This is a genomic window from Curtobacterium sp. PhB142 (assembly GCF_004341255.1).
In the GTDB taxonomy this organism is placed as follows: Bacteria; Actinomycetota; Actinomycetes; order Actinomycetales; family Microbacteriaceae; genus Curtobacterium.
In genome coordinates this window covers 260315-280294 of sequence record NZ_SLUT01000006.1, presented here as the reverse complement: position 1 = coordinate 280294, position 19980 = coordinate 260315, and the positions used below count along the sequence as shown (strand labels likewise).

The window sequence follows — 19980 nt, the reverse complement described above, 5'->3', positions numbered from 1 at the left end:
AAGCCTAGCGGGACTCCTGGTCCCCTGCGACCGTCCGACCGGACGGTGCACGACCGCCGGCGACGGCTCCGAGGACACCGTTCACGAAGCCCGCGGAGTCCTCGGTCGAGAGCGACTGGGCGAGCTCGACGGCCTCGGCGATCGCGACGGCGTCCGGCACCTCCGGGTTGAACCGGAGCTCCCAGACGGCCATCCGGAGGATGCAGCGGTCGAGGACCGGCATCCGGGCGATCGACCACCCCTGGGCGTGGTCGATGATGACGGAGTCGATCTCGTGGCGGGCGTCATCGACGCCCGTCACGATCTGCCGTGCGTAGTCCCAGCTCGAGGCACGCTCGGGCTGGTCCAGGTGGCGGACGGTCTCGGTCGCCAGGACGTCCGTGATCGGGAGCTCACGCACCTCGGCCACGTACAGCATGTCGAGGGCGCGCTTGCGGGCCTTCGAACGAGCACTCATACGGACGTCGCCTAGGAGTTGACGCGGCCGAGGAAGCTGCCGTCGCGCGTGTCGATCTTCACCGTGGTGCCGCTCTCGAGGTAGAGCGGGACCTGGATGCGGTGGCCGGTCGCGATGATGGTCGCGTCCTTGGTGCCACCGGAGGAGCGGTCGCCCTGCAGGCCCGGCTCGGTCTCGACCTCGGTCACGATCGACGTCGGGAGCTCGACGTAGAGCGGGTTGCCCTCGTTCATCGCGATGGTGACCATCGCGGACTCGAGCAGGTAGTTCTTCGCGTCGCCGACGACCGTCGCCGAGACCGGGATCTGGTCGTAGGTGTCGGTGTCCATGAACACGTACGAGTCGCCGTCCTCGTAGAGGAACTGGTAGTCGCGGCGGTCGACCACGGCGGTGTCGATCTTCGCACCGGCGTTGAAGGTGCGGTCGACGACCTTGCCGGAGACGACGTTCTTCAGCTTGGTGCGGACGAACGCGCCACCCTTGCCGGGCTTGACGTGCTGGAACTCCACGACCGACCACAGCTGGCCGTCGATGATGAGAACGGCGCCGTTCTTGATGTCAGTGGTACTGGCCATGAGTCTTCGGTGTCCCGTTCGGTCGTGTTGTGAAAGGTCTTCGGGCCGCGCTGGCCCCGGACGAGTGTAGCGGACGCCCGCCCGTCGCCATCAGCGCCGTCGCCGTGCGCGCCAGGAGTCGATCGCCGCCCAGCCGAGCAGCACCACGGCCGCTCCCCCGAGCAGGGACCCGGCCACCGCGGTCGAGATCGCCGCGTCCGGTCGGGCGGGCAGTGCCAGGTAGACGATCGCCAGGATGCCGGCACCGGCACCGAGCAGCACGAGCAGGATGCGCCGGATCATGCCGGACACGAGCTCGCGGTCGCGGCGGTCCGCGAAGAGCCGGATGTTGACGGTGAACTTGCCCGTCTCGATCGCCTCGCCGATCCGGTCGACCCGGCGCGGCAGTCGTCGGGCCGCAGAGACGACGCCGATCAGCTCCTTGGCCGCCAGGTCGCGCAGCTTGCCGGGGCGCAGCTGGTCGGTGATCTGCTCACGGGCGAGCCCGCGGGACTCCTCGAGCAGGTCGAACGACGGTGCGAGCGTGCGGAGCGTGCCCTCGAAGATCGCCAGCGCCCGCGCGGCCGCGACGAAGTCCGGCGGCGCCTTGAGCCGGTACCGCCCGAACACCTCGACGGCGTCGTCGACCGTCTCGACGCCGATGCGCGCGCCCGGTCCGAGCTCGTCCGCGACGAAGCGCGCGATGTCCCGACGGAAGTCGGGCTCGTCGTGCGCGTCGCGCACCGGTGCCATCCGCAGGACCGCATCGGCGATCCGCGAGGTGTCGTCCTGCAGGTAGGCGACCAGCAGGTCCTGGACCGTGTCCCGGAGGGTCGGGTCGAGCCTCCCGACCGATCCGAAGTCGATCAACGCGGGCCGCCCGTCGGGCAGCACCAGGACGTTCCCGGGGTGCAGATCGGCGTGGTACAGACCGTCGAAGACGACCTGGCGCAGGAATGCTCGGAGGATCGCGCGCATCGGGCCGTCGAGGTCGCGGTCCGCACGCTCGGCGCGGATCGCGCTGAGCGTGTCGCCCTCCAGGAACTCCATCACGAGCACGCGGCGCCCGGACAGGTCCGGGTACGGGTCCGGGAACCGGACCTCGTCCGGACGGGCACTGCGGGCCTGTGCGGCTCGCAGGGCGGTGAGGTTCCGCAGCTCGGAGACGAAGTCGACCTGGCGGACCAGGTCGTCGGCGTACTGCGCCGCCACGTCCTGCACGCCGACCTGCCGGGCCTCGGTCGACCAGCGCGCCATGAAGCGGACGACACGGAGCGCGATGTCGACGTCACGGCGGACGGCGGCGTCGATGCCGGGACGCTGCACCTTGACCGCGACCGCGGTGCCGTCGGGCAGGCGGGCGCGGTGGACCTGGGCGATCGAGGCCGCGGCGACGGGCACCGGGTCGAAGGACGCGAAGACCTGGTCGACCGGTGCGCCGAGTTCCTGTTCGAGCAGGGCGAGCACCTGGTCGGCGGGGGCGGCGGTGACGTTGCGCTGCAGGTGGGCGAGTCCCTCGGTCCACTCCTCCGGTAGCAGGTCGTCGCGGGTGGAGAGCAGCTGGCCCATCTTCACGAACCCGCCGCCCGCTTCCTCGAGCGCACGGCGCAGGTGCTCGGCCTGGCTGCGGCGCAGGTCGGCGGTGGCCGGGTCGTGCGAGAAGTCGAGGCGACGGAACGGGACGAGGCGGTGGCGTCTCGCGATCGACAGCAGTTCGGTGAACCGGCGGCCGCGGGACCGGAGGGTGCCGGTGTCGGCCTCCTGCGAGCCGGACAGGTCGCTCAGTCGGGGTGGGTTGGGCACGTCGTCAGTCTGCTCCCCGCTGCTGGGTCCGCCGGGTGCGCCGGTTGTCGTGCACAGGCCGGGAGGCGCGGTCCGGCATCCACAGGTCGGCTCGCGTGTCGCGTCGGGTCGCGCCCACTGCCGCAGGCTTGCCCAATGGAGACAGCACTGGTCGCGGCGTGCATCGCCGCCGGCGCGGCGATCGTGGCGGCGGTCGTCAGCTGGTTCGGGGCGTTCCAGAGCCGGCGGACGACCGATCGAGAACACGCCTGGAAGCGGTTCACCTGGTCGCTCGCCCAGCCACGAGGCGGCGGTGCATACGACATTTCGAGAACTGTGCTCCGGGAACTCGAGACCGTACGGTGGTGGTCGAAGGCGGACCGACGGCTCGCCACTCGTGCACTCCGGAGGCGAACCGCCGCCGATCACGTCCACCCTGAGGAAGAGGAGTCCACCTGATGCCGATCTTGCGACCCTTGCCGGATGCGCCCGACGTGGACGCGGACGACGACGTGCTCTTCGCGTGGGACAACGGAGCCACCGTCGCGGAGTTCCGGGAATGGCAGCGGACCGGCGTCCTCACCGTGTCGATGCAGGTCAAGTGGTGGTGGCGACGGACGCGGCGGGTGTTGCGCTGACGCCGGGTCAGGCACCGCTGCCGTTGTAGCGCGCGGTGGCACCGGACTCGACCAGGTCGCGGTAGCGCTCGAGCGCCGTCTCGGAACCGGCGCCGTGCTCCTGGTGCACGTCGATCCCCCGAGCAACGAGCTGCTCGCGCCAGTCCCCCGGCACCGGGCCCTCGTCGAAGCCCGTGATCCGCTCGACCGTGGCTCCGTCGGCGGCGAACTCCAGCGCGGAGACCCCCGACCACAGCAGGGCCCCGAGGCACATCACGCACGGTTGGGCGTTCACGACGAGCACACGCCGGTGGCCGACGTCACGGCCGAGGTTCCAGGCCCCCGTCCGAGCCTGTGCGAGTGCGAGGGTGACGACCTCGGCGTGCATCGACGACAGGTTGGTGTGCAGCACCAGGTTCACCCCGAGGGCGACGACCGCGCCGGTGTCCTCGTCGACGACGGCCGCCGCGAACGGACCGCCGGTGCCCTCCTCGACGTTCCGTTCGGCGAGGGCGTTCACGAGCGCGAACCGCTCAGCACGGGTGCCGAGGTGTTCCGGAGCAGCGGCCTGCGCGTCGCGGAGCCAGTCGGGGACCCCGACACGGAGCTCGGTCGGGAACGGGGCGAGGGCTGCTGCAGACATGCGGCGACGCTAACGGCGCATCGTTTCGACGGTGTTTCCCGATCGAAACGATGCCGAAACACCGCGCCCGTAGCGTCGTCCACCACCGGCTCGAGCCGGTCGGAGAACGCGACACGAGCACGGGCGACAGGGGGACGACGATGACGGCACACCACGCGACCGCCGCGTCCCGCTGCTGGCCCCGCGGCGCCATCGCGCACGGACACTGACGTCCGTCCGACCGACCGACCGTTCTTCCGTCGGACCGCCGCGCGCCGATCCGCCGGGCGGTCCACGCGCTCTGGAACGCGCCGTCTCGCCGAGCCGCGCCGATCCGCGCACCCTGCTCCGTGCCTCCCGTCCGCCCGCCGGAGGCACCCACCCACCTGCTGCACCGTCCCCTCCGAGAGGACCCCCGTGACCACGATCCACCTCGCAATGTTCCTGTTCCCCGGCTACCACCTCGGCGCCTGGCGCCTGCCGGACGCCGTCCCCGAGCTCGACCTCGGCATCGACCACTACGTCCGCGCCGCCGAACTCGCCGAGGCAGCGAAGCTCGACGCCCTGTTCTTCGAGGACCAGGCCGCAGTCCGGCGCAGCAACGACATCCTGGCCGGCGACACCTACGGTGCGGCGAACCCCCGCTCGATCCACTTCGACCCGACGATGCTCCTGCCCGCCCTGGCGATGCGGACCACGCACCTGGGTCTCGCGGCGACGTCGACCACGACCTTCAACGACCCCTACAACCTCGCGCGGCGGTTCTCGACCCTCGACCACATCAGCAAGGGCCGCGCGGGGTGGAACCTCGTGACGTCCTTCAACGAGGACGAAGCCCAGAACTTCGGACTCGACGCCCACGTGCAGCACGCCGCCCGGTACGAGCGGGCGAGCGAGTTCGTCGACGTCGTCACCGGGCTGTGGGACTCGTGGGACCCGGACGCGATCGTGCGCGACAAGGAGTCCGGCACCTACTTCGACATCGAGAAGATGCGGTTCCTGCAGCACGACGGCGAGCACTTCCGCGTGCGAGGACCGCTGACGACGGGTCGGAGTCCGCAGGGACGGCCCGTCGTGTTCCAGGCGGGTGCGTCGGAGCCGGGCCGCGCACTCGCGGCGCGCACCGCCGACGTCGTGTTCACCCTGCAGGCCGACCCGGACGAGAGCCGTGCGTTCCGCGACGACATCCGAGCGCGCTCCGAACGGTTCGGCCGCGACCCCGACCACGTCAAGGTGCTCGTCGGCATGACCCCGATCGTCGGCGACACCGACCAGGACGCCCGCGACCTCGCCGACCGGATGATGGCGTTGATCCCGGACGACCTGGCACTGAGCAACCTGAAGCCCCTCGCCGGTGGCGTCGACTTCCGGCAGTTCGACCTCGACGCGCCCGTGCCGGAGCTGCCCGAGTCGAACGCCGGCAAGTCGCACCGGGCAGCGATCATGGCGGTGTCACGGCAACAGGGGCTGTCCGTCGTCGAGACCGCCCGGTACTTCGCCGAGGGCAGCTACCGGAAGATGATCGGGTCACCGTCGACGATCGCCGACACCATGCAGGCATGGTCGGAGGCCGGGGCGTGCGACGGGTTCCTGGCGGTGCCGACGCACTTCCCGGCCGGGGTCGAGGACTTCACCCAGAAGGTCGTGCCGGAGCTGCAGCGCCGCGGACTGCACCGGACCGAGTACACCGGACCGCACCTGCGCGACCACCTGGGCGTGCAGAAGTACTAGACGCCGACCTCTTGGTAGGCGGTGAACAGCAGGTGGTCCTCGGGGCCCTCGAGGATCACCGGCTTGCCGACACCGTCGAGGATGATGAACCGGAGCATGCCGGCACGGGCCTTCTTGTCGCGACGCATCGCGGCGAGGAGGCCCTGCCACCGTCCGAGACCGTACGACGTCGGCAGGTCCAGGGAGTCCAGGATCGCCCGGTGCCGGTCCACGGTCGCGTCGTCGAGGTGGCCCGTGAGGCGTGCGAGCTCGGCGGCGAACACCATGCCGACCGACACCGCAGCACCGTGCCGCCACTGGTACCGCTCCGCGTGCTCGATGGCGTGCCCGAGCGTGTGACCGTAGTTCAGGATCTCGCGTCGTCCCTGCTCGGTGAAGTCGTCGGACACGACCTCGGCCTTCAGGGCGATGGCGAGCTCGACCACGCGGCGGAACTCCGACGACGTCGGGTCGGTGACGCGGGCGACGTCGGCCTCGATGATGTCCAGGATCTCCGGCACGGCGATGAACCCGGCCTTCACGATCTCGGCGAAGCCGGTGAGGATCTCGTTGCGCGGCAGGGTGCGGACGAGGTCGAGGTCCGCGACCACCGCGCGGGGGGCGGAGAAGGAACCGACGAGGTTCTTGCCCTCGTTCGTGTTGATGCCGGTCTTCCCGCCCACGCTGGCGTCCACCATGCCGAGCACGCTCGTCGGCACCGACACGTACGGCACCCCGCGCAGCCACGTCGCCGCGACGAAGCCCGCCAGGTCGGTGACGGCACCGCCGCCGAGACCGATGACGGCGTCGGTGCGGGTGAAGTCGGACTGGCCCATGATCTGCCAGCAGAACGACGCGACCTCGATGCGCTTGGCGGCCTCGGCGTCGGGCACCTCGGCGATGAGGGCTTCGAGGCCGGCGTCGACGAGCAGGTCGCGCAGGTCGTTCGCCCGCGCACCGAGGGTCGGGGCGTGCACGATGAGGACCTTGGCGACGCGAGGGCCGAGGATCGCGGGCAGCGAGCCGAGCAGGCCCGAACCGACCGCCACCACGTAGCCGTCGTCACCGCCGACGCGGATCTCGGTGGTGCCTGCGGGCAGGATCGGGTCGGTCACGGTGCTCCTTCGGTGGTGGTGCTGGTGTCGTCGCGTCGGCCGGCGCTGCTGTCGCCGCTGGCGCTGCTGTCGCTCCGCAGCCAGGTGACGACCTCGTCGACCACCCGGAACATCGGACGGCGCGAGGTGTCGACGACGACGTGCGCGAGCTCGGCGTAGGTCGCCGCTCGCTCGTCCATGATCGTCTGCCAGGCGTCGATGCCGCCGTTCGCGAGCAGGGGCCGGTCCGAGCCGGCGATCCGCTCGGCGACGGCCTCGGGCGAGACGGTGAGCAGGACGATGCGGGCGCCGGACAGTGCCTCACGGGTGGCGGCGTGCGTCACAGCTCCGCCGCCGACGGCGATGACGCCCCCGGTGCCGAGGGCGGTCCGGACGGCGTCGGCCTCGAGGGCACGGAAGGCCGGCTCACCACGGTCGGCGAAGATGCCGGGGATCGGTCCGTGCTCGCGGACGATGACCCGGTCGGTGTCGGTGAACGGCACACCCAGCGCCTTCGCGACGCGCTTGCCGACGCTGGACTTGCCGGCGCCCATCGGGCCGATCACGACGACGGGCGCAGCCAGACCTCGCGCGGCGCCGCCGGACGGGAGGTCGCCGGTCGCGGCGCCGCCGCCGTTCGTGCTCACGACGCGTCGGCCGGTGCCGCCGGCTCCGTCCGACGGGTGCGGAGCGTCTCCGGGATCGACGCGAGGTAGGCGTCGAGGTTGCGCTTGGTCTCGACGACGTTGTCGCCGCCGAACTTCTCGAGCACGGCGTCGGCGAGCACGAGCGCCACCATCGCCTCGGCCACGACCCCGGCGGCCGGGACCGCGCAGACGTCGGACCGCTGGTGGTGCGCCGAGGCGTCCTCGCCCGAGACGACGTCGACGGTGTGCAGCGCGTGCGGCACGGTCGCGATCGGCTTCATGCCGGCACGGACGCGCAGGACGGTGCCCGTGGACATGCCGCCCTCGGTGCCACCGGCACGGTCGCTCGTGCGGTAGATCTCGCCGTCCTCGCGGTAGAGCTCGTCGTGGGCCGCGGAGCCACGACGACCAGCGGTCGCGAAGCCGTCGCCGACCTCTACGCCCTTGATCGCCTGGATACCCATGATCGCCGCGGCCAGACGGGCGTCGAGCCGACGGTCCCACTGCACGTGCGAGCCGAGCCCCGGCGGGACGCCGTAGAACAGCACCTCGACGACGCCACCAAGGGTGTCGCCGTCCTTCTTCGCGGCCTCGACCTCGGTCACCATGCGCGCGGAGGTGTCGGCGTCGAAGCAGCGCAACTGGTCGTCGTCGAGACGGTCGACGTCGTCGGGGAGCGGCAAGTCGGTGCCGTCCGGCACACGGACTGTGCCCACCTGCAGGGTGTGCGCGACCGACCGCATGCCGAGTTCGGCGAGGAAGGACTTCGCGACGGCGCCGAGCGCGACGCGGGCCGCGGTCTCACGGGCGCTCGCACGCTCGAGGATCGGGCGGGCCTCGTCGAAGCCGTACTTCTGCATGCCGACCAGGTCGGCGTGGCCCGGACGCGGGCGGGTCAACGGGGCGCTGCGGCCACGCGACATCTCGGTGGACTCGACCGGCTCGGGGTTCATGACCTCGACCCACTTCGGCCACTCGGTGTTGCCGATCCGGATCGCGATCGGGCTGCCGAGCGAGAACCCGTGCCGGACACCGCCGGACACGTGCAGCTCGTCCTGTTCGAACTTCATGCGCGAGCCGCGACCGTAGCCGAGCTTGCGGCGCGCGAGATCGGTACGGATGGACTCGAACGACACCGGGACACCCGCGGGCAGGCCCTCGAGCATCGCGATCAGTTCGGGTCCGTGGGACTCACCAGCAGTCAACCAACGAAGCATGCTTCAATCCTCCCACAGCGCACCGCCGTGCGACGTCGCCGCCCTACTGGTAGTCGGGGTGCGCCCGGAGCCACGCCTGGAACTGCTTCACGGCGACGAGGTGCTGGTCGTAGGTGTCCGAGAACACCGTCTCGCCGGTCTCCAGGTTCACCGTGACGAAGTAGAGCCACTTGCCCGGCGCCTCGTTCGTGACGGCCTTGATCGCGATGTCCCCGGGGTTCGAGATCGGTGCCGGCGGCAGTCCCTCGTGCACGTACGTGTTGTACGCGTTCGACTCGTCGGCGCGTTCTGCGTCGGTCGTCGTGACGGTGTGGGTGTTGCCGGTGCCGTAGGCGACGGTGGCGTCGGACTGCAGGCGCATGCCCTGGTCGAGCCGGTTCTGGAACACCCGCGCGACCTTCGGGTAGTCGGCGGCGAGGCCGGCTTCCTTCTGCACGAGCGATGCGAACACGATGACGTGCTCCTGGTCGGCCTCCTTGACGCCGGCGGCGGCCAGGTGCTCCTTCATCGTGTCGACCATCGACCCGAAGTACTGCTCCGCGGTCCACCCCGGGTTGATCGGGTACGTCGCGGGGAACAGCCAGCCCTCGAGCGTGGTGACGCCGGACGGCAGGTCGTACGCGGACAGGTCCTTCGCGGCCTTGGCGACCTCGGCCTTGGTGAGCCCGGCCTTCGAGACCATGCCGGCCTCGATGTCCGCCAGCGCGGTGCCCTCGGGGATCACGATCGAGGCCTGCACGCGGTTCTTCTCGTCCTGCAGCGCGGCCAGGGCCGACTTCGAGCTCATCTGCTTCTTCAGCGAGTACGAACCGGGCTGGAACTGCACGTCGGGCGACGCCAGCAGCAGCTTGTAGAAGACCTTCGAGTCCTTCACGACCCCGCTGCGCTGCAACGTCGCGGCGACGTTCTCGCCGATGTCGCCCTGCTTGATCGTGATGGTGACCTTGGCCTTGCCGGAGCCGGTGTAGTCGTCCGGTTCGGTCGAGCCGCTGACCGCGGCGACGATCTGCTGGATCTTCGGGGCGGCGAACGCGTACGCGCTCACCCCGCCGGCCACGACCACGGCGACGATCACGATGCCGGCGATGAGCGGCCCGCGTCGGCGCTTCGGGCGCGGTTCGCGCGGCGGCCTGGAGGCTCCCCCGCGTCCGCCACGGCCACCACGTCCGCCGCCTCCCGGGGCTCCACCGCCACCGGTGCGCCCGGCGTCGTCGGTACCGTCGGGCCCGTCGGACCCGGCTCCGCCGGCGGCGGGCGCCGAGGGCACCTCGCCGGTCAGCAGCGCTGCGACCTCGGGATGGAGTTCGGGGGCCGCCTGCTGCGGTCGAACGGGCTCCGGTGCCGGCTGCTCGCGCGGAGCGGTCGAGTCGGGGTCCATGCGGTCGGCAGCGGCGGCGGCCTCCTCGGGTGTCTGCTCGGAGTCGGGCCCGGGGGCGGCGTCGCGACGAGCGCGTTCCGCTTCGTGCGCCCGAGCCTCGCGGCGGGACATCGGACGGTCCGGCTGCGGGGTCACCCGCGCGGAGTCGTCACGGTCATCGGTACCTGCTGCGCGGTCGGAAGTGGTCTTCCGCCGCTCGGCTTCGTTGCCGGGCGCGATGATCGCGTTCCAGTCCAGATCGTCTGCCAACGGTTCTCGGTCTCTCGGTCGGGAACTCCGCCTGGGCACCGTCGTCCTCGGGTGACGGAAGGGCAGCCGGGTCGCGGTGGGTTGCCCTGTCAGGGAAGCGTGGTGCCCGGAGGGGCACCGGCACTGCGTTCGTGGTCGAGCGCGTGTTGCAGAATGATAACAGCGGCCGCTTGGTCGATCACGGACCGCGACTTCTTCGTGTTCTTGCCGGCCTGGTGCAGTCCGCGTTGCGCAGTCACCGTGGACAGTCGTTCATCGACCAGCCGGACCGGGCGGCGCTCGGCGATCCGGGCCGCGAACGCCCGCGCGTCGTCCGTCGACGGAGTGTCGCCGCCGGACATCGACAGGGGCAGTCCGACGACGAGCTCGAGCACGTCGTACTCGTCCGCGATCTCGAGGATCCGACGCAGGTCGGTCGAGTCGTCGCGGCGCACGGTCTCGACCGGCGTCGCCAGCAACCCGTCGCGGTCGCACACGGCGATCCCGATCCGGGCACGGCCGACGTCCACGCCGAGCCGCCGCCCGGACCGGATCGCCACGATCAGCCCGCGATCCGAGCGGTCACGGCGCGGAGCGCAGCCGGGAGCGCAGCCGGGTCGGTGCCGCCGCCCTGGGCCAGGTCCGGCTTGCCGCCGCCGCCGCCACCGAGCACACCGGCGGCCTCCTTGGCGAGCGGACCCGCCTGGACGCCCGCGGAACGCGCCGCGTCGTTCGTCGCGACGATCACGATCGGCTTCCCGCTCACCACGGCACCGAGCACGACGACGGCAGCGCCGTCACCGAGCTGCGCACGGACACCGGTCGCCAGCGAGCGCAGGTCGTCGCCGGACTGCAGGCCGTCGACGGTCTCGGCCACGACGGTGGTCGTGCCGACGGTCGTCGCGGTCCGTGCGATCGACGGGACCCGTTGCTGCAGGTTCGCCGACTCGAACTCGGCGATCCGCTTCTGCGCGGTGCGGAGGTCCTCCATGAGCGACTGCACACGCGTGGGCAGGTCGGCACGGGGGGCCTTCAGCGCGCTGGAGAGCTGCGACACGATCGTCCGCTCGACCGCGAGGTCACGGAAGCCCTCGAGCCCGACGAGCGCTTCGACACGACGGTTGGTCGACCCGACGCTCGACTCCCCCACCAGGTTGACGAGTCCGATCTGGGCACTCGACGCGACGTGCGTCCCACCGCAGAGCTCGCGCGACCACGGTCCACCGATGTCGACCATGCGGACCTCGGCGCCGTACTTCTCACCGAAGAGCGCCTGCGCACCGAGCGCCTTGGCCTCGTCGATGGGCATGATGCGGGTCGAGACCTCGAGGTCGGTGCGGATCGCGGTGTTGACGACCTCCTCGATCTCGGAACGGGTCGCGAGCGAGATCGGCTGCGACCACGAGAAGTCGAGGCGCATGTAGCCGGACTTGTTGTACGAACCCGCCTGCAGCGCCTCCGGGCCGAGGATGTCGCGGAGCGCGGCGTTCACCAGGTGCGTCGCGGAGTGCGCCTGCGTGGCGCCGCGACGGTACTCGGCGTCGACCACGGTGCTCGCCGCGTCGCCCACGCCGACCTCGCCCGAGCGGACCTGGACGGTGTGGCTCCAGAGGCCGGCGACGGGACGCTGGACGTCGAGGACCTCGAGGTCGAAGCCGTTGCCGACGATCGATCCCTGGTCGGCATCCTGGCCACCCGACTCGGCGTACAGCGACGTCTCGCCGAGGACGACCTCGGCGATGTCGCCCGCCACGGCCCGGTCGACGCTGACGCCGTCGACGATGATGCCGAGCACGTTCGTCTCGGCCTCGAGCGCGTCGTAGCCGAGGAAGACCGTCTCGCCCTTCGCCCGGAACGCGCTGTACACGCTCAGGTCGGCGATCGCGGTCTTCTTGCTCTTCGCGTCGGCCTTCGCCCGGGCACGCTGCTCTGACATCAGGGTCTCGAACGCGGTCCGGTCGACGTGGACCCCGGCCTCTTCGGCCATCTCCATCGTCAGGTCGATCGGGAACCCGAAGGTGTCGTGCAGCAGGAACGCGGTGTCCCCGCCGATGGACGGAGCACCGTCCTGCTTCGCGCGCTCGACAGCGACGTCGAGGATCGTCGTGCCCTGCGCGAGCGTGCGGAGGAACGTCTCCTCTTCCGCATAGGCGATCCGCGCGATGCGGTCGTAGTCGGAGGCGACCTCGGGGTAGGCGTCGCGCATCGCGTCGCGGGACGCCGGGAACAGCTCCGGGAACGTCGCGGTCTCGACCCCGAGCAGGCGCATCGCACGGACCGTGCGGCGCAGCAGACGACGCAGGATGTACCCGCGGCCCTCGTTCGACGGGCTCACGCCGTCGGCGATGAGCATGAGCGCGGAGCGCACGTGGTCCGCGATGACCCGCATGCGGACGTCGTCCTCGTGCACGGCGCCGTAGCGGCGGCCGGAGATCTCGGCTGCGCGGTCGAGGACCGGGCGGACCTGGTCGATCTCGTACATGTTGTCGACGCCCTGCTTGATGAAGGCGACGCGCTCGAGCCCCATGCCGGTGTCGATGTTCTTGTTCGGCAGCTCGCCGGTGATCTCGAAGTCGTACTTCGAGCGGACGTCGGCGATCTGGTACTGCATGAACACGAGGTTCCAGATCTCGACGTACCGGTCGTCGTCGGTGGCCGGGCCGCCGTCGATGCCGTACTCGGGCCCGCGGTCGAAGAAGATCTCGGAGCAGGGACCGGCGGGTCCGGGCTGGCCGGTGGACCAGTAGTTCGTGTCCTTGCCGAGTCGCTGGATGCGCTCCTCGGGCAGGACGGAGTGCTGCTTCCAGAACGCGATCGCCTCGTCGTCGTCCTCGTAGACCGTCACCCAGAGGTCGTCGGGCGAGAAGCCGAGCCCGCCGTCGGACTCCGCGTTCGTCAGGAACTCCCAGGCGAACTGGATCGCCTGCTCCTTGAAGTAGTCGCCGAACGAGAAGTTGCCGTTCATCTGGAAGAACGTGCCGTGGCGAGGGGTCTTGCCGACCTCTTCGATGTCGTTCGTGCGGATGCACTTCTGCACGCTCGTGGCACGGGGGTACGGCGCGGGGACGAGCCCGGTCAGGTACGGGATGAACGGCACCATGCCCGCGACCGTGAAGAGGAGCGACGGGTCGTCGGAGACGAGGGACGCGGACGGGACGACGGTGTGGCCGCGGTCACCGAAGTACTGGAGCCAACGGCGGCGGATCTCTGCGGTCTGCATGGTGCTTCCTGGGTTCAGGTCGGGGGTGGGAGGTGGAGGCGGGACGACGGTGCGGCCGGACCGCGGTGGAGCTCGACGACTCAGACGTCGGTGCGGAGCTCGGCCCCGCGGGACCGGTACCCGTCGGCGACCGCGCCCGTGAAGGCCTTCGTGCTCGCGTCGACGACGGCGAAGAGCCGTGCGCCTCCGGGCGTCCTGGCGACCTGGTGCGCCACGGCGAACCCGATGACGACGCCGACCGCGACGAAGAACAGCTGCTTCACGGTGCCTCTCCCTCTGTGCACCCTGGCGGTGCATGCCCGGACAAGCTTAGCCGCCGGGCACTTCGGGGCCGGAACGCCGAACGGCGGGCCGTCCTCGAGAGGACGACCCGCCGTTCGGGTGTGATCAGTGGATCAGCGAGCTGCGTAGTACTCGACGACGAGCTGCACTTCACAGGTCACGGGGACCTCGGCGCGCTTCGGGCGACGCACGAGGCGGGCCTGGAGCTTGTCGATCTCGACCTCGAGGTAACCCGGGACCTTCGGCAGGACTTCCTGGTGGCCACCGGCAGCGGCGACCTGGAAGGGCTCCATCGACTCGGACTTCGGCTTGACGTGGATCAGCTGGCCCTCCTTGACGCGGAAGGAGGGGCGGTCCACGAGCTTGCCGTCGACCAGGAGGTGACGGTGCACGATCAGCTGACGGGCCTGCGCGGTGGTGCGGGCGAAGCCGGCACGGACCACGAGGGCGTCGAGGCGCTGCTCGAGGAGCTCGACCAGGTTCTCACCGGTCAGGCCCTTCGTCTTGCGGGCCTCTTCGAAGACGATGCGGAGCTGCTTCTCGCGGATGCCGTACTGGGCGCGCAGACGCTGCTTCTCACGGAGGCGGACGGCGTAGTCGCTGTCCGCACGACGGCGCGTACGGCCGTGCTCACCGGGGCCGTAGGGGCGCTTCTCGAGGTAACGGGCCGCCTTCGGCGTCAGCGGGATGCCGAGTGCGCGCGACAGGCGGGTCTTGCTGCGGGTACGTGACTTGGTAGACACAGGGTCCTTTTCTCTGTTCGAACTGAATACTCACCGGAGGCCGGGCACGCGAGTGCCCGTGGCCCCGACGACGGGATCCAGAGGGATGAGCCTGTGGGATCGGACGGCTACAGTCCGAACCTCTGCCCCCGTACCACCGGAGTGGCACTCTGTCCTCAACGCAGCCGTGCTCGAGGACCAGGACGTAGGCCCGGCAATGCTAGCAGGAAGTCGACGTGCCGTCCTACTGCCCGCGGGTGATCTTCCGGAGTCGTTCGAGCCGCGGACCGACCTCGCGCTCGTAGCCGTTCGCCGTCGGGGTGTAGTACTCGGTGCCCTCGAGCGCATCGGGCAGGTACTGCTGCTCGGCAACCCCGTGCTCGGCATCGTGCGAGTAGACGTAGCCCTTGCCGTGGCCGAGTCGCTTCGCCCCGGCATAGTGCGCGTCGCGCAGGTGCATCGGCACGGTGCCCATCCGGCCGGCCTTGACGTCCGCCATCGCCGCGTTCACACCGTTGTAGGCGGCGTTCGACTTCGGCGCGGTCGCCAGGTACACGACGGCTTCGGCCAGGGGGATGCGGCCCTCGGGCATGCCGATGAGCTGCACGGCCTGGGCCGCCGCGACGGCGATGGGCAGCGCCTGCGGGTCCGCCATGCCGATGTCCTCGGACGCCGAGATGATGATCCGGCGCGCGATGAACCGGGAGTCCTCGCCCGCCTCGATCATCCGCGCGAGGTAGTGCAGCGCGGCGTCGACGTCGCTCCCCCGCACCGACTTGATGAACGCGCTGATGACGTCGTAGTGCTCGTCGCCCTGCCGGTCGTACCGCAGGAGTGCACGGTCGACGGCCGCGGCGACGGTGTCCGCGTCGACCACCGGCACGGTGTCGTCGTCGTCGTCCTGGGCCGCGGTGGCCGAGGCCGCAGCGGCCTCGAGCGCCGTGAGGGCGCGTCGGGCGTCACCCGAGGCCAACCGGACGATGGCCCCACGTGCCTCGTCACCGAGGACGACCGCACCACCGAGGCCGCGGGGGTCCTCCACCGCCCGGTCGACGAGCATGCCGAGGTCGGCGTCGGTGAGCGGCTTAAGCGTCAGGAGCAGGGACCGGGACAGCAGCGGGGAGATGACCGAGAACGACGGGTTCTCGGTGGTGGCCGCGATGAGGATCACCCACCCGTTCTCGACACCGGGCAGCAGGGCGTCCTGCTGGGCCTTGCTGAACCGGTGGATCTCGTCGAGGAACAGCACGGTCGTGGACCCGTAGAGGTCGCGGTGGGTGAGGGCCTTCTCCATGACCTCGCGCACGTCCTTGACGCCGGCGGTGACCGCGGAGAGCTCGACGAACTCGCGCCCGGACTGCCGCGCGATGGCCTGCGCCAAAGTGGTCTTGCCGGTGCCGGGAGGACCCCAGAGGATGACCGACACACCGCCCGGGTTGTCGCGGGTGCCGGTGGCGAGCTGCACGAGCGGCGACCCGCGGCCGAGCAGGTGCTGCTGGCCGGCGACCTCGTCGAGGGTGGTCGGGCGCATCCGGACCGCGAGCGGGACGGAACCCTGCGCGAGACCGGCGCGACCGCCCGTCGTGGGCGCACGCATGCTCGAACGGTCCGCTGCCATGCACCAATCGTAGGCCGACCCACTGACAGCCCCGCGCCTCCCAGGCCGTTGATGGTGACGACTCGGATACGCTCGTTCCACACTGCGACGAGAGGGCAGAACAGCACCGTGGCACCGAAGAACCCAGCGCGCGACAACCGCGAGGCGCGCGAGCGCCTCCGTCTCTACCAGGCCCGCCAGGGACTCCACGACCGGCAGCGCCGCCGGCGGGTGCGCGACAACCTGGTCGGCGCCGGTGTCCTCGTGCTGGTCGCCGCCCTGGCCACCGGGTCACAGCTCGCCTTCGCGGGCTCGCAGGGGAACGGGTCGGCGGACGCCAGCGCGAGCGCCACCGCCACACCGACGCCCTCGGCGAGTGCCACGGCGGCGAACACGGGCGACGTGCCGAGCAAGGAGATCGCCAAGGGCGCGACCTGGACGGGCTCGCTGACGCTCAACAAGTCGATCGACCTCGGCATCGAACTGGACGGCGCGAAGGCCCCGCAGGCCGCGAGCGTCGAGATCTCGTTGATCAAGGAGCAGTTCTACAACGGCACCACCTGCCACCGGCTCGCCGACAGCGACGGGCTGAAGTTCCTGCAGTGCGGTTCGGCGAACGGCGACGGCACGGGCGACGCCGGGTTCGAGTACGGCCCGCTCGAGAACGTCCCGAGCGACGGCGTCTACGACGAGGGCACCATCGCGATCGCGCGATCGACGTCGCCGTACTCGCAGTCGACCCAGTTCTTCATCGTCTACGGCGACACCACGCTCGACGGCTCCACGGGCGGCTACACGGTCGTCGGGAAGGTCACGAGCGGCCTGTCCGAACTCGAGTCGAAGATCGCCGCGAAGGGCATCTCGTCGCCCGGCCAGGACGGCACCGGTGAGCCGAAGGTCGCGACGACGATCACCGCCGCGACCATCGCCCAGGAGAAGTAGTCCACAAGCCGTTGCGTCCGGCGGGCCGCGGAGCCCGTCCGTGCAATAGGCTGACGACCTGACCGTGCCGACGGTGACGTCGGCGATGCACGACCACGATCGAGGCGAGACCTGTGGGATCTGACGAAGCAACGACCTGGGGGCGGGTCGACGAGAACGGGACCGTGTACGTCCGGTACGAAGAGACCGAACGTGCTGTCGGTGAGTACCCGGACGCCACCCCCGAAGAAGCCCTCGCCTACTTCGCGCGGAAGTACGCCGACCTCGAGGGGCAGGTGAAGATCGCCGAGCAGCGCGTCCAGCGTGGTGCGTCGGCGAACGACGTCTCCCGGACGGTCGAGCACCTGACGACCCTGGTGGCCGAAGCCCGCGTGGTCGGTGACATCAAGTCGCTCGAGACCCGCGTGGGCGCGCTCACCGAGCAGCTCGGCTCGCTCACCAAGGAGCAGGCGGAGCAGGCGCAGCAGGCCCTGAACGACGCCCTGGCGCACCGTGCGGCCCTGGTCGAAGAGGCCGAGGCACTCGCGGCGGTCGACCCGGCACGCGCGCAGTGGAAGCAGATCACCGCGCAGCTCGACGACGTGTTCGCCCGCTGGCAGCAGCACCAGCACGACGGCCCGCGCATCCCCAAGAACGAGGCCAACGAGCTCTGGAAGCGGTTCCGCGCAGCGCGGTCCACCGTCGACCAGCACCGTCGCGCGTTCTACTCCGAGCTCGACGCGCAGCACCGCGACGCCCGCACCCGCAAGCAGGAACTCGTGACCCAGGCCGAGGCACTCGCCTCGCGCGGGTCCGACGCGATCCCGGACTACCGCCAGCTGCTCGACGACTGGAAGAACGCCGGGCGCGCCGGCAAGCGCCACGACGATGCCCTCTGGGCACGGTTCAAGGCCGCCGGTGACGTGCTGTTCGAGCAGCGCCACGCCGAGAGCGCAGCAGAGGACGAGGAGTTCTCGGGCAATCTCGAGGCCAAGCAGGCGCTGCTCACCGAGGCCGAGCCGCTGCTCAAGGCGACCGACCGGGTGGCGGCGCGCAAGACCCTGACCGGCATCCAGCGCCGCTGGGACGAGGTCGGCAAGGTCCCCCGCGCGGACGTCCGTCGCATCGAGGACCGCCTGCGTGCGATCGAGGACCACGTGCGTGGCCTCGAGGACGCGCACTGGAAGGAGTCCAACCCGGAGCGCAAGGCCCGGCAGACCGGACTCGCCAGCCAGCTCGAGGACGCCATCGGCAAGCTCGAGTCCGAGCTCGCCGACGCGCAGGCCTCCGGCGACGCCCGCAAGATCAAGGACGCCCAGGAAGCACTCGACGCCCGCAAGATCTGGCTCGACGCCCTCGGCAGCTAGTCACCGCACACGACGACGCCCCCGTGACCGATCGGTCGCGGGGGCGTCGTCGTGTGGTGCCGTGTGGGCACTGTCTGCTGGCGTCCGGTGTGGCGCCGCCGTTCAGACCGGCGTGGGCAGGCCCAGCAGCAACCGGATGTCGAGGTCGTCCTGCCGCATCTGCGTGGCGAGCTCGTCCATCGAGTCGAACTTCACCATGCCGCGGACGTACGAGACGAACAGCACCGAGATGCGGTCGCCGTACAGGTCGAGGTCGACGTCGAGCAGGTGCGCCTCGATCTGCTTGGCGGGCACGCCCTCGAACGTCGGGTTGTTGCCGACCGAGACGGCCGCCGGGTACACCGTGCCGTCGTGCAGCACGCGCGCGGCGTAGACGCCGTCGGCCGGTGCGAACCCCTCGAACGCCGGGTCGAGGTTCGCCGTCGGGTACCCCATGGCGCGCCCGCGCTGGTTGCCGTGCACGACCGTGCTGCGGACCGCGTGCTCACGGCCGAGCAGCCGGGCGGCCTCGGCCACCCGCCCGTCGCCGAGCAGTTCGCGGATCCAGGTCGACGAGACGCGTCGCTCGCCGTCGGGGCGGACGTCGTCCACCAGGTCGACGTCGTCGATGAGCTCGACCGTGAAGCCGTGCTGCTCCCCCAGGGTGCGGAGCAGGGCGACGTCGCCGGCACCCTTCGCCCCGAAGCGGAAGTCGCTGCCGACGAAGACGAGCCGGGCGTGCAGGGTGTCGACGAGGATCTCGGACACGAACGCCTCGGGCGACTTCGACTGCAGTTCCTCGTCGAAGCGGAGCAGCAGGGTGGCGTCGACCCCGGCGTCGTCGAGGAGCTCGCGCCGCTGCGCCGTGCTCGTGAGGGCCGGCGGGACGTGCTGCGGGTCGATGACGTTGAGGGGGTGCCGGTCGAACGTCACCACGGTGGCGACCAGGCCCTGTTCGTGGGCGGCGCACTCCAGGTGCGCGATCACCGCGCGGTGTCCGACGTGCACGCCGTCGAACTTGCCGATCGTGACGGCGCTCGGACCGAAGCCCTCGGCCACGTCGGCGATGTCGTCGTAGAACTGCACGGCTGCTCCTACTCGCCCACGGGGGCGGTGGTCGATGCGGGCACCGGTTCGACCGTCGCGGTGCGGTGGTGCTTGCGGAGCCACCAGAGTCCGGCGATCGGCAGCACCAGCGGCGCGAAGGCGTAACCCATGCCGTAGTACGACCAGATCGTGTCGTCGGGGAAGAGCTGCCGGTCGAACAGCGAGAGCGTGCCGATGACGAGCACACCGGTCATCTCGAACACGATCGTGACGCACGCGACGCGGTACCAGAAGCGTCCGGGCACGATCAGGGCGATCATCGCCACGATGTACACGACGGCGGCGATGGCGCTCACCGTGTACGCGAACGGCGCGAAGGAGAACTTCTCGATGATCTGCACGACGCTCCGGCCCGTCGCCGCCAGGGCGAGGATGCCGTACACGGCGATGAGGACGCGGCCGATGCCGGTCGCGAGTGAGGATCTGGTCGCCATTGCACCGATTCTACCGACGTGCGCGGACCACCATGACGCTCGGCG

General features: G+C 70.7%; 20 protein-coding genes. 5 read left to right on the top strand and 15 right to left on the bottom strand.

The annotated features are described in order from the left end of the window. Positions 1-4 precede the first annotated feature (4 nt). The 3 genes from nusB to EDF31_RS13765 form a co-directional block, all read right to left on the bottom strand. Complete coding sequence (gene nusB, locus EDF31_RS13775) at positions 5-457, bottom strand: transcription antitermination factor NusB (protein ID WP_123294314.1); 453 nt, start codon at positions 455-457, stop codon at positions 5-7. 11 nt (positions 458-468) lie between these two features. Next, positions 469-1032 carry an elongation factor P gene (gene efp / locus EDF31_RS13770; protein ID WP_111083909.1) on the bottom strand — a complete coding sequence of 188 codons (564 nt, stop codon included), beginning with the start codon at positions 1030-1032 and terminating at the stop codon, positions 469-471. A 90-nt stretch (positions 1033-1122) separates the two neighbouring features. Then, the gene (locus EDF31_RS13765; RefSeq protein WP_131846505.1) at positions 1123-2814 is read right to left on the bottom strand and encodes an AarF/UbiB family protein; all 1692 of its coding nucleotides are present in this window, start codon (positions 2812-2814) and stop codon (positions 1123-1125) included. 135 nt (positions 2815-2949) lie between these two features. Between EDF31_RS13765 and EDF31_RS20195 the strand changes: the two genes are divergently transcribed. Then, complete coding sequence (locus EDF31_RS20195) at positions 2950-3252, top strand: hypothetical protein (protein WP_131846504.1); 303 nt, start codon at positions 2950-2952, stop codon at positions 3250-3252. Continuing rightward, the gene (locus EDF31_RS13755) at positions 3252-3431 is read left to right on the top strand and encodes a hypothetical protein (protein ID WP_123937793.1); all 180 of its coding nucleotides are present in this window, start codon (positions 3252-3254) and stop codon (positions 3429-3431) included. Before EDF31_RS20195 ends, EDF31_RS13755 begins: the two co-directional genes overlap by 1 nt. Before the next feature lie 7 nt (positions 3432-3438). On the opposite strand, the gene EDF31_RS13750 is transcribed toward EDF31_RS13755, so the two are convergent. Beyond that, positions 3439-4053: a nucleoside deaminase gene (locus tag EDF31_RS13750; RefSeq protein ID WP_131846503.1), complete on the bottom strand. Its 615-nt coding sequence runs from the start codon at positions 4051-4053 to the stop codon at positions 3439-3441. A gap of 396 nt (positions 4054-4449) precedes the next feature. Here EDF31_RS13750 and EDF31_RS13745 point away from each other — a divergent pair, with 396 nt between their 5' ends. After that, positions 4450-5763 (top strand): LLM class flavin-dependent oxidoreductase, encoded by a 1314-nt coding sequence (locus EDF31_RS13745; RefSeq protein ID WP_207896228.1) that lies wholly within the window; start codon positions 4450-4452, stop codon positions 5761-5763. Here EDF31_RS13745 and aroB read toward each other — a convergent pair. From aroB to EDF31_RS13700, 9 genes are all read right to left on the bottom strand, one after another. After that, on the bottom strand, positions 5760-6857 hold the full coding sequence (gene aroB, locus EDF31_RS13740) for a 3-dehydroquinate synthase (protein ID WP_207896227.1): 1098 nt from the start codon (positions 6855-6857) through the stop codon (positions 5760-5762). The two genes, EDF31_RS13745 and aroB, sit on opposite strands and share 4 nt — an antisense overlap. Next, a complete protein-coding gene (locus tag EDF31_RS13735; protein WP_131846565.1) occupies positions 6854-7390 on the bottom strand; it encodes a shikimate kinase in 537 nt (178 codons plus the stop codon). Before EDF31_RS13735 ends, aroB begins: the two co-directional genes overlap by 4 nt. A gap of 89 nt (positions 7391-7479) precedes the next feature. Beyond that, entirely contained in the window at positions 7480-8700 is a 1221-nt protein-coding gene (gene aroC, locus EDF31_RS13730) for a chorismate synthase (RefSeq protein ID WP_123294309.1), read from the bottom strand. A 43-nt stretch (positions 8701-8743) separates the two neighbouring features. After that, positions 8744-10327: an endolytic transglycosylase MltG gene (gene mltG, locus EDF31_RS20395; RefSeq protein ID WP_243650044.1), complete on the bottom strand. Its 1584-nt coding sequence runs from the start codon at positions 10325-10327 to the stop codon at positions 8744-8746. An 89-nt stretch (positions 10328-10416) separates the two neighbouring features. Next, entirely contained in the window at positions 10417-10860 is a 444-nt protein-coding gene (gene ruvX / locus EDF31_RS13720) for a Holliday junction resolvase RuvX (protein ID WP_173168791.1), read from the bottom strand. Between the two features lie 8 nt (positions 10861-10868). Beyond that, on the bottom strand, positions 10869-13526 hold the full coding sequence (alaS, locus tag EDF31_RS13715; protein WP_131846502.1) for an alanine--tRNA ligase: 2658 nt from the start codon (positions 13524-13526) through the stop codon (positions 10869-10871). A gap of 80 nt (positions 13527-13606) precedes the next feature. Then, the gene (locus EDF31_RS13710; protein ID WP_111083901.1) at positions 13607-13789 is read right to left on the bottom strand and encodes a hypothetical protein; all 183 of its coding nucleotides are present in this window, start codon (positions 13787-13789) and stop codon (positions 13607-13609) included. 132 nt (positions 13790-13921) lie between these two features. Further along, positions 13922-14551, bottom strand: coding sequence for a 30S ribosomal protein S4 (gene rpsD / locus EDF31_RS13705; RefSeq protein ID WP_111083900.1), 630 nt, complete (start codon positions 14549-14551; stop codon positions 13922-13924). A gap of 223 nt (positions 14552-14774) precedes the next feature. Continuing rightward, entirely contained in the window at positions 14775-16127 is a 1353-nt protein-coding gene (locus tag EDF31_RS13700) for a replication-associated recombination protein A (protein ID WP_131846563.1), read from the bottom strand. 129 nt (positions 16128-16256) lie between these two features. Here EDF31_RS13700 and EDF31_RS13695 point away from each other — a divergent pair, with 129 nt between their 5' ends. Beyond that, positions 16257-17069, top strand: coding sequence for a peptidylprolyl isomerase (locus EDF31_RS13695; RefSeq protein WP_123339722.1), 813 nt, complete (start codon positions 16257-16259; stop codon positions 17067-17069). Positions 17070-17182: 113 nt separating this feature from the next. Next, positions 17183-18415 carry a DUF349 domain-containing protein gene (locus EDF31_RS13690; protein ID WP_207896226.1) on the top strand — a complete coding sequence of 411 codons (1233 nt, stop codon included), beginning with the start codon at positions 17183-17185 and terminating at the stop codon, positions 18413-18415. Positions 18416-18517: 102 nt separating this feature from the next. Here the strand turns inward: EDF31_RS13690 and EDF31_RS13685 are convergent, their stop codons facing one another. Together EDF31_RS13685 and EDF31_RS13680 are read right to left on the bottom strand one after the other, a co-directional pair. Next, entirely contained in the window at positions 18518-19480 is a 963-nt protein-coding gene (locus EDF31_RS13685) for a bifunctional riboflavin kinase/FAD synthetase (RefSeq protein ID WP_131846501.1), read from the bottom strand. A gap of 8 nt (positions 19481-19488) precedes the next feature. Further along, entirely contained in the window at positions 19489-19935 is a 447-nt protein-coding gene (locus EDF31_RS13680) for a hypothetical protein (RefSeq protein WP_123339724.1), read from the bottom strand. Positions 19936-19980 lie beyond the last annotated feature (45 nt).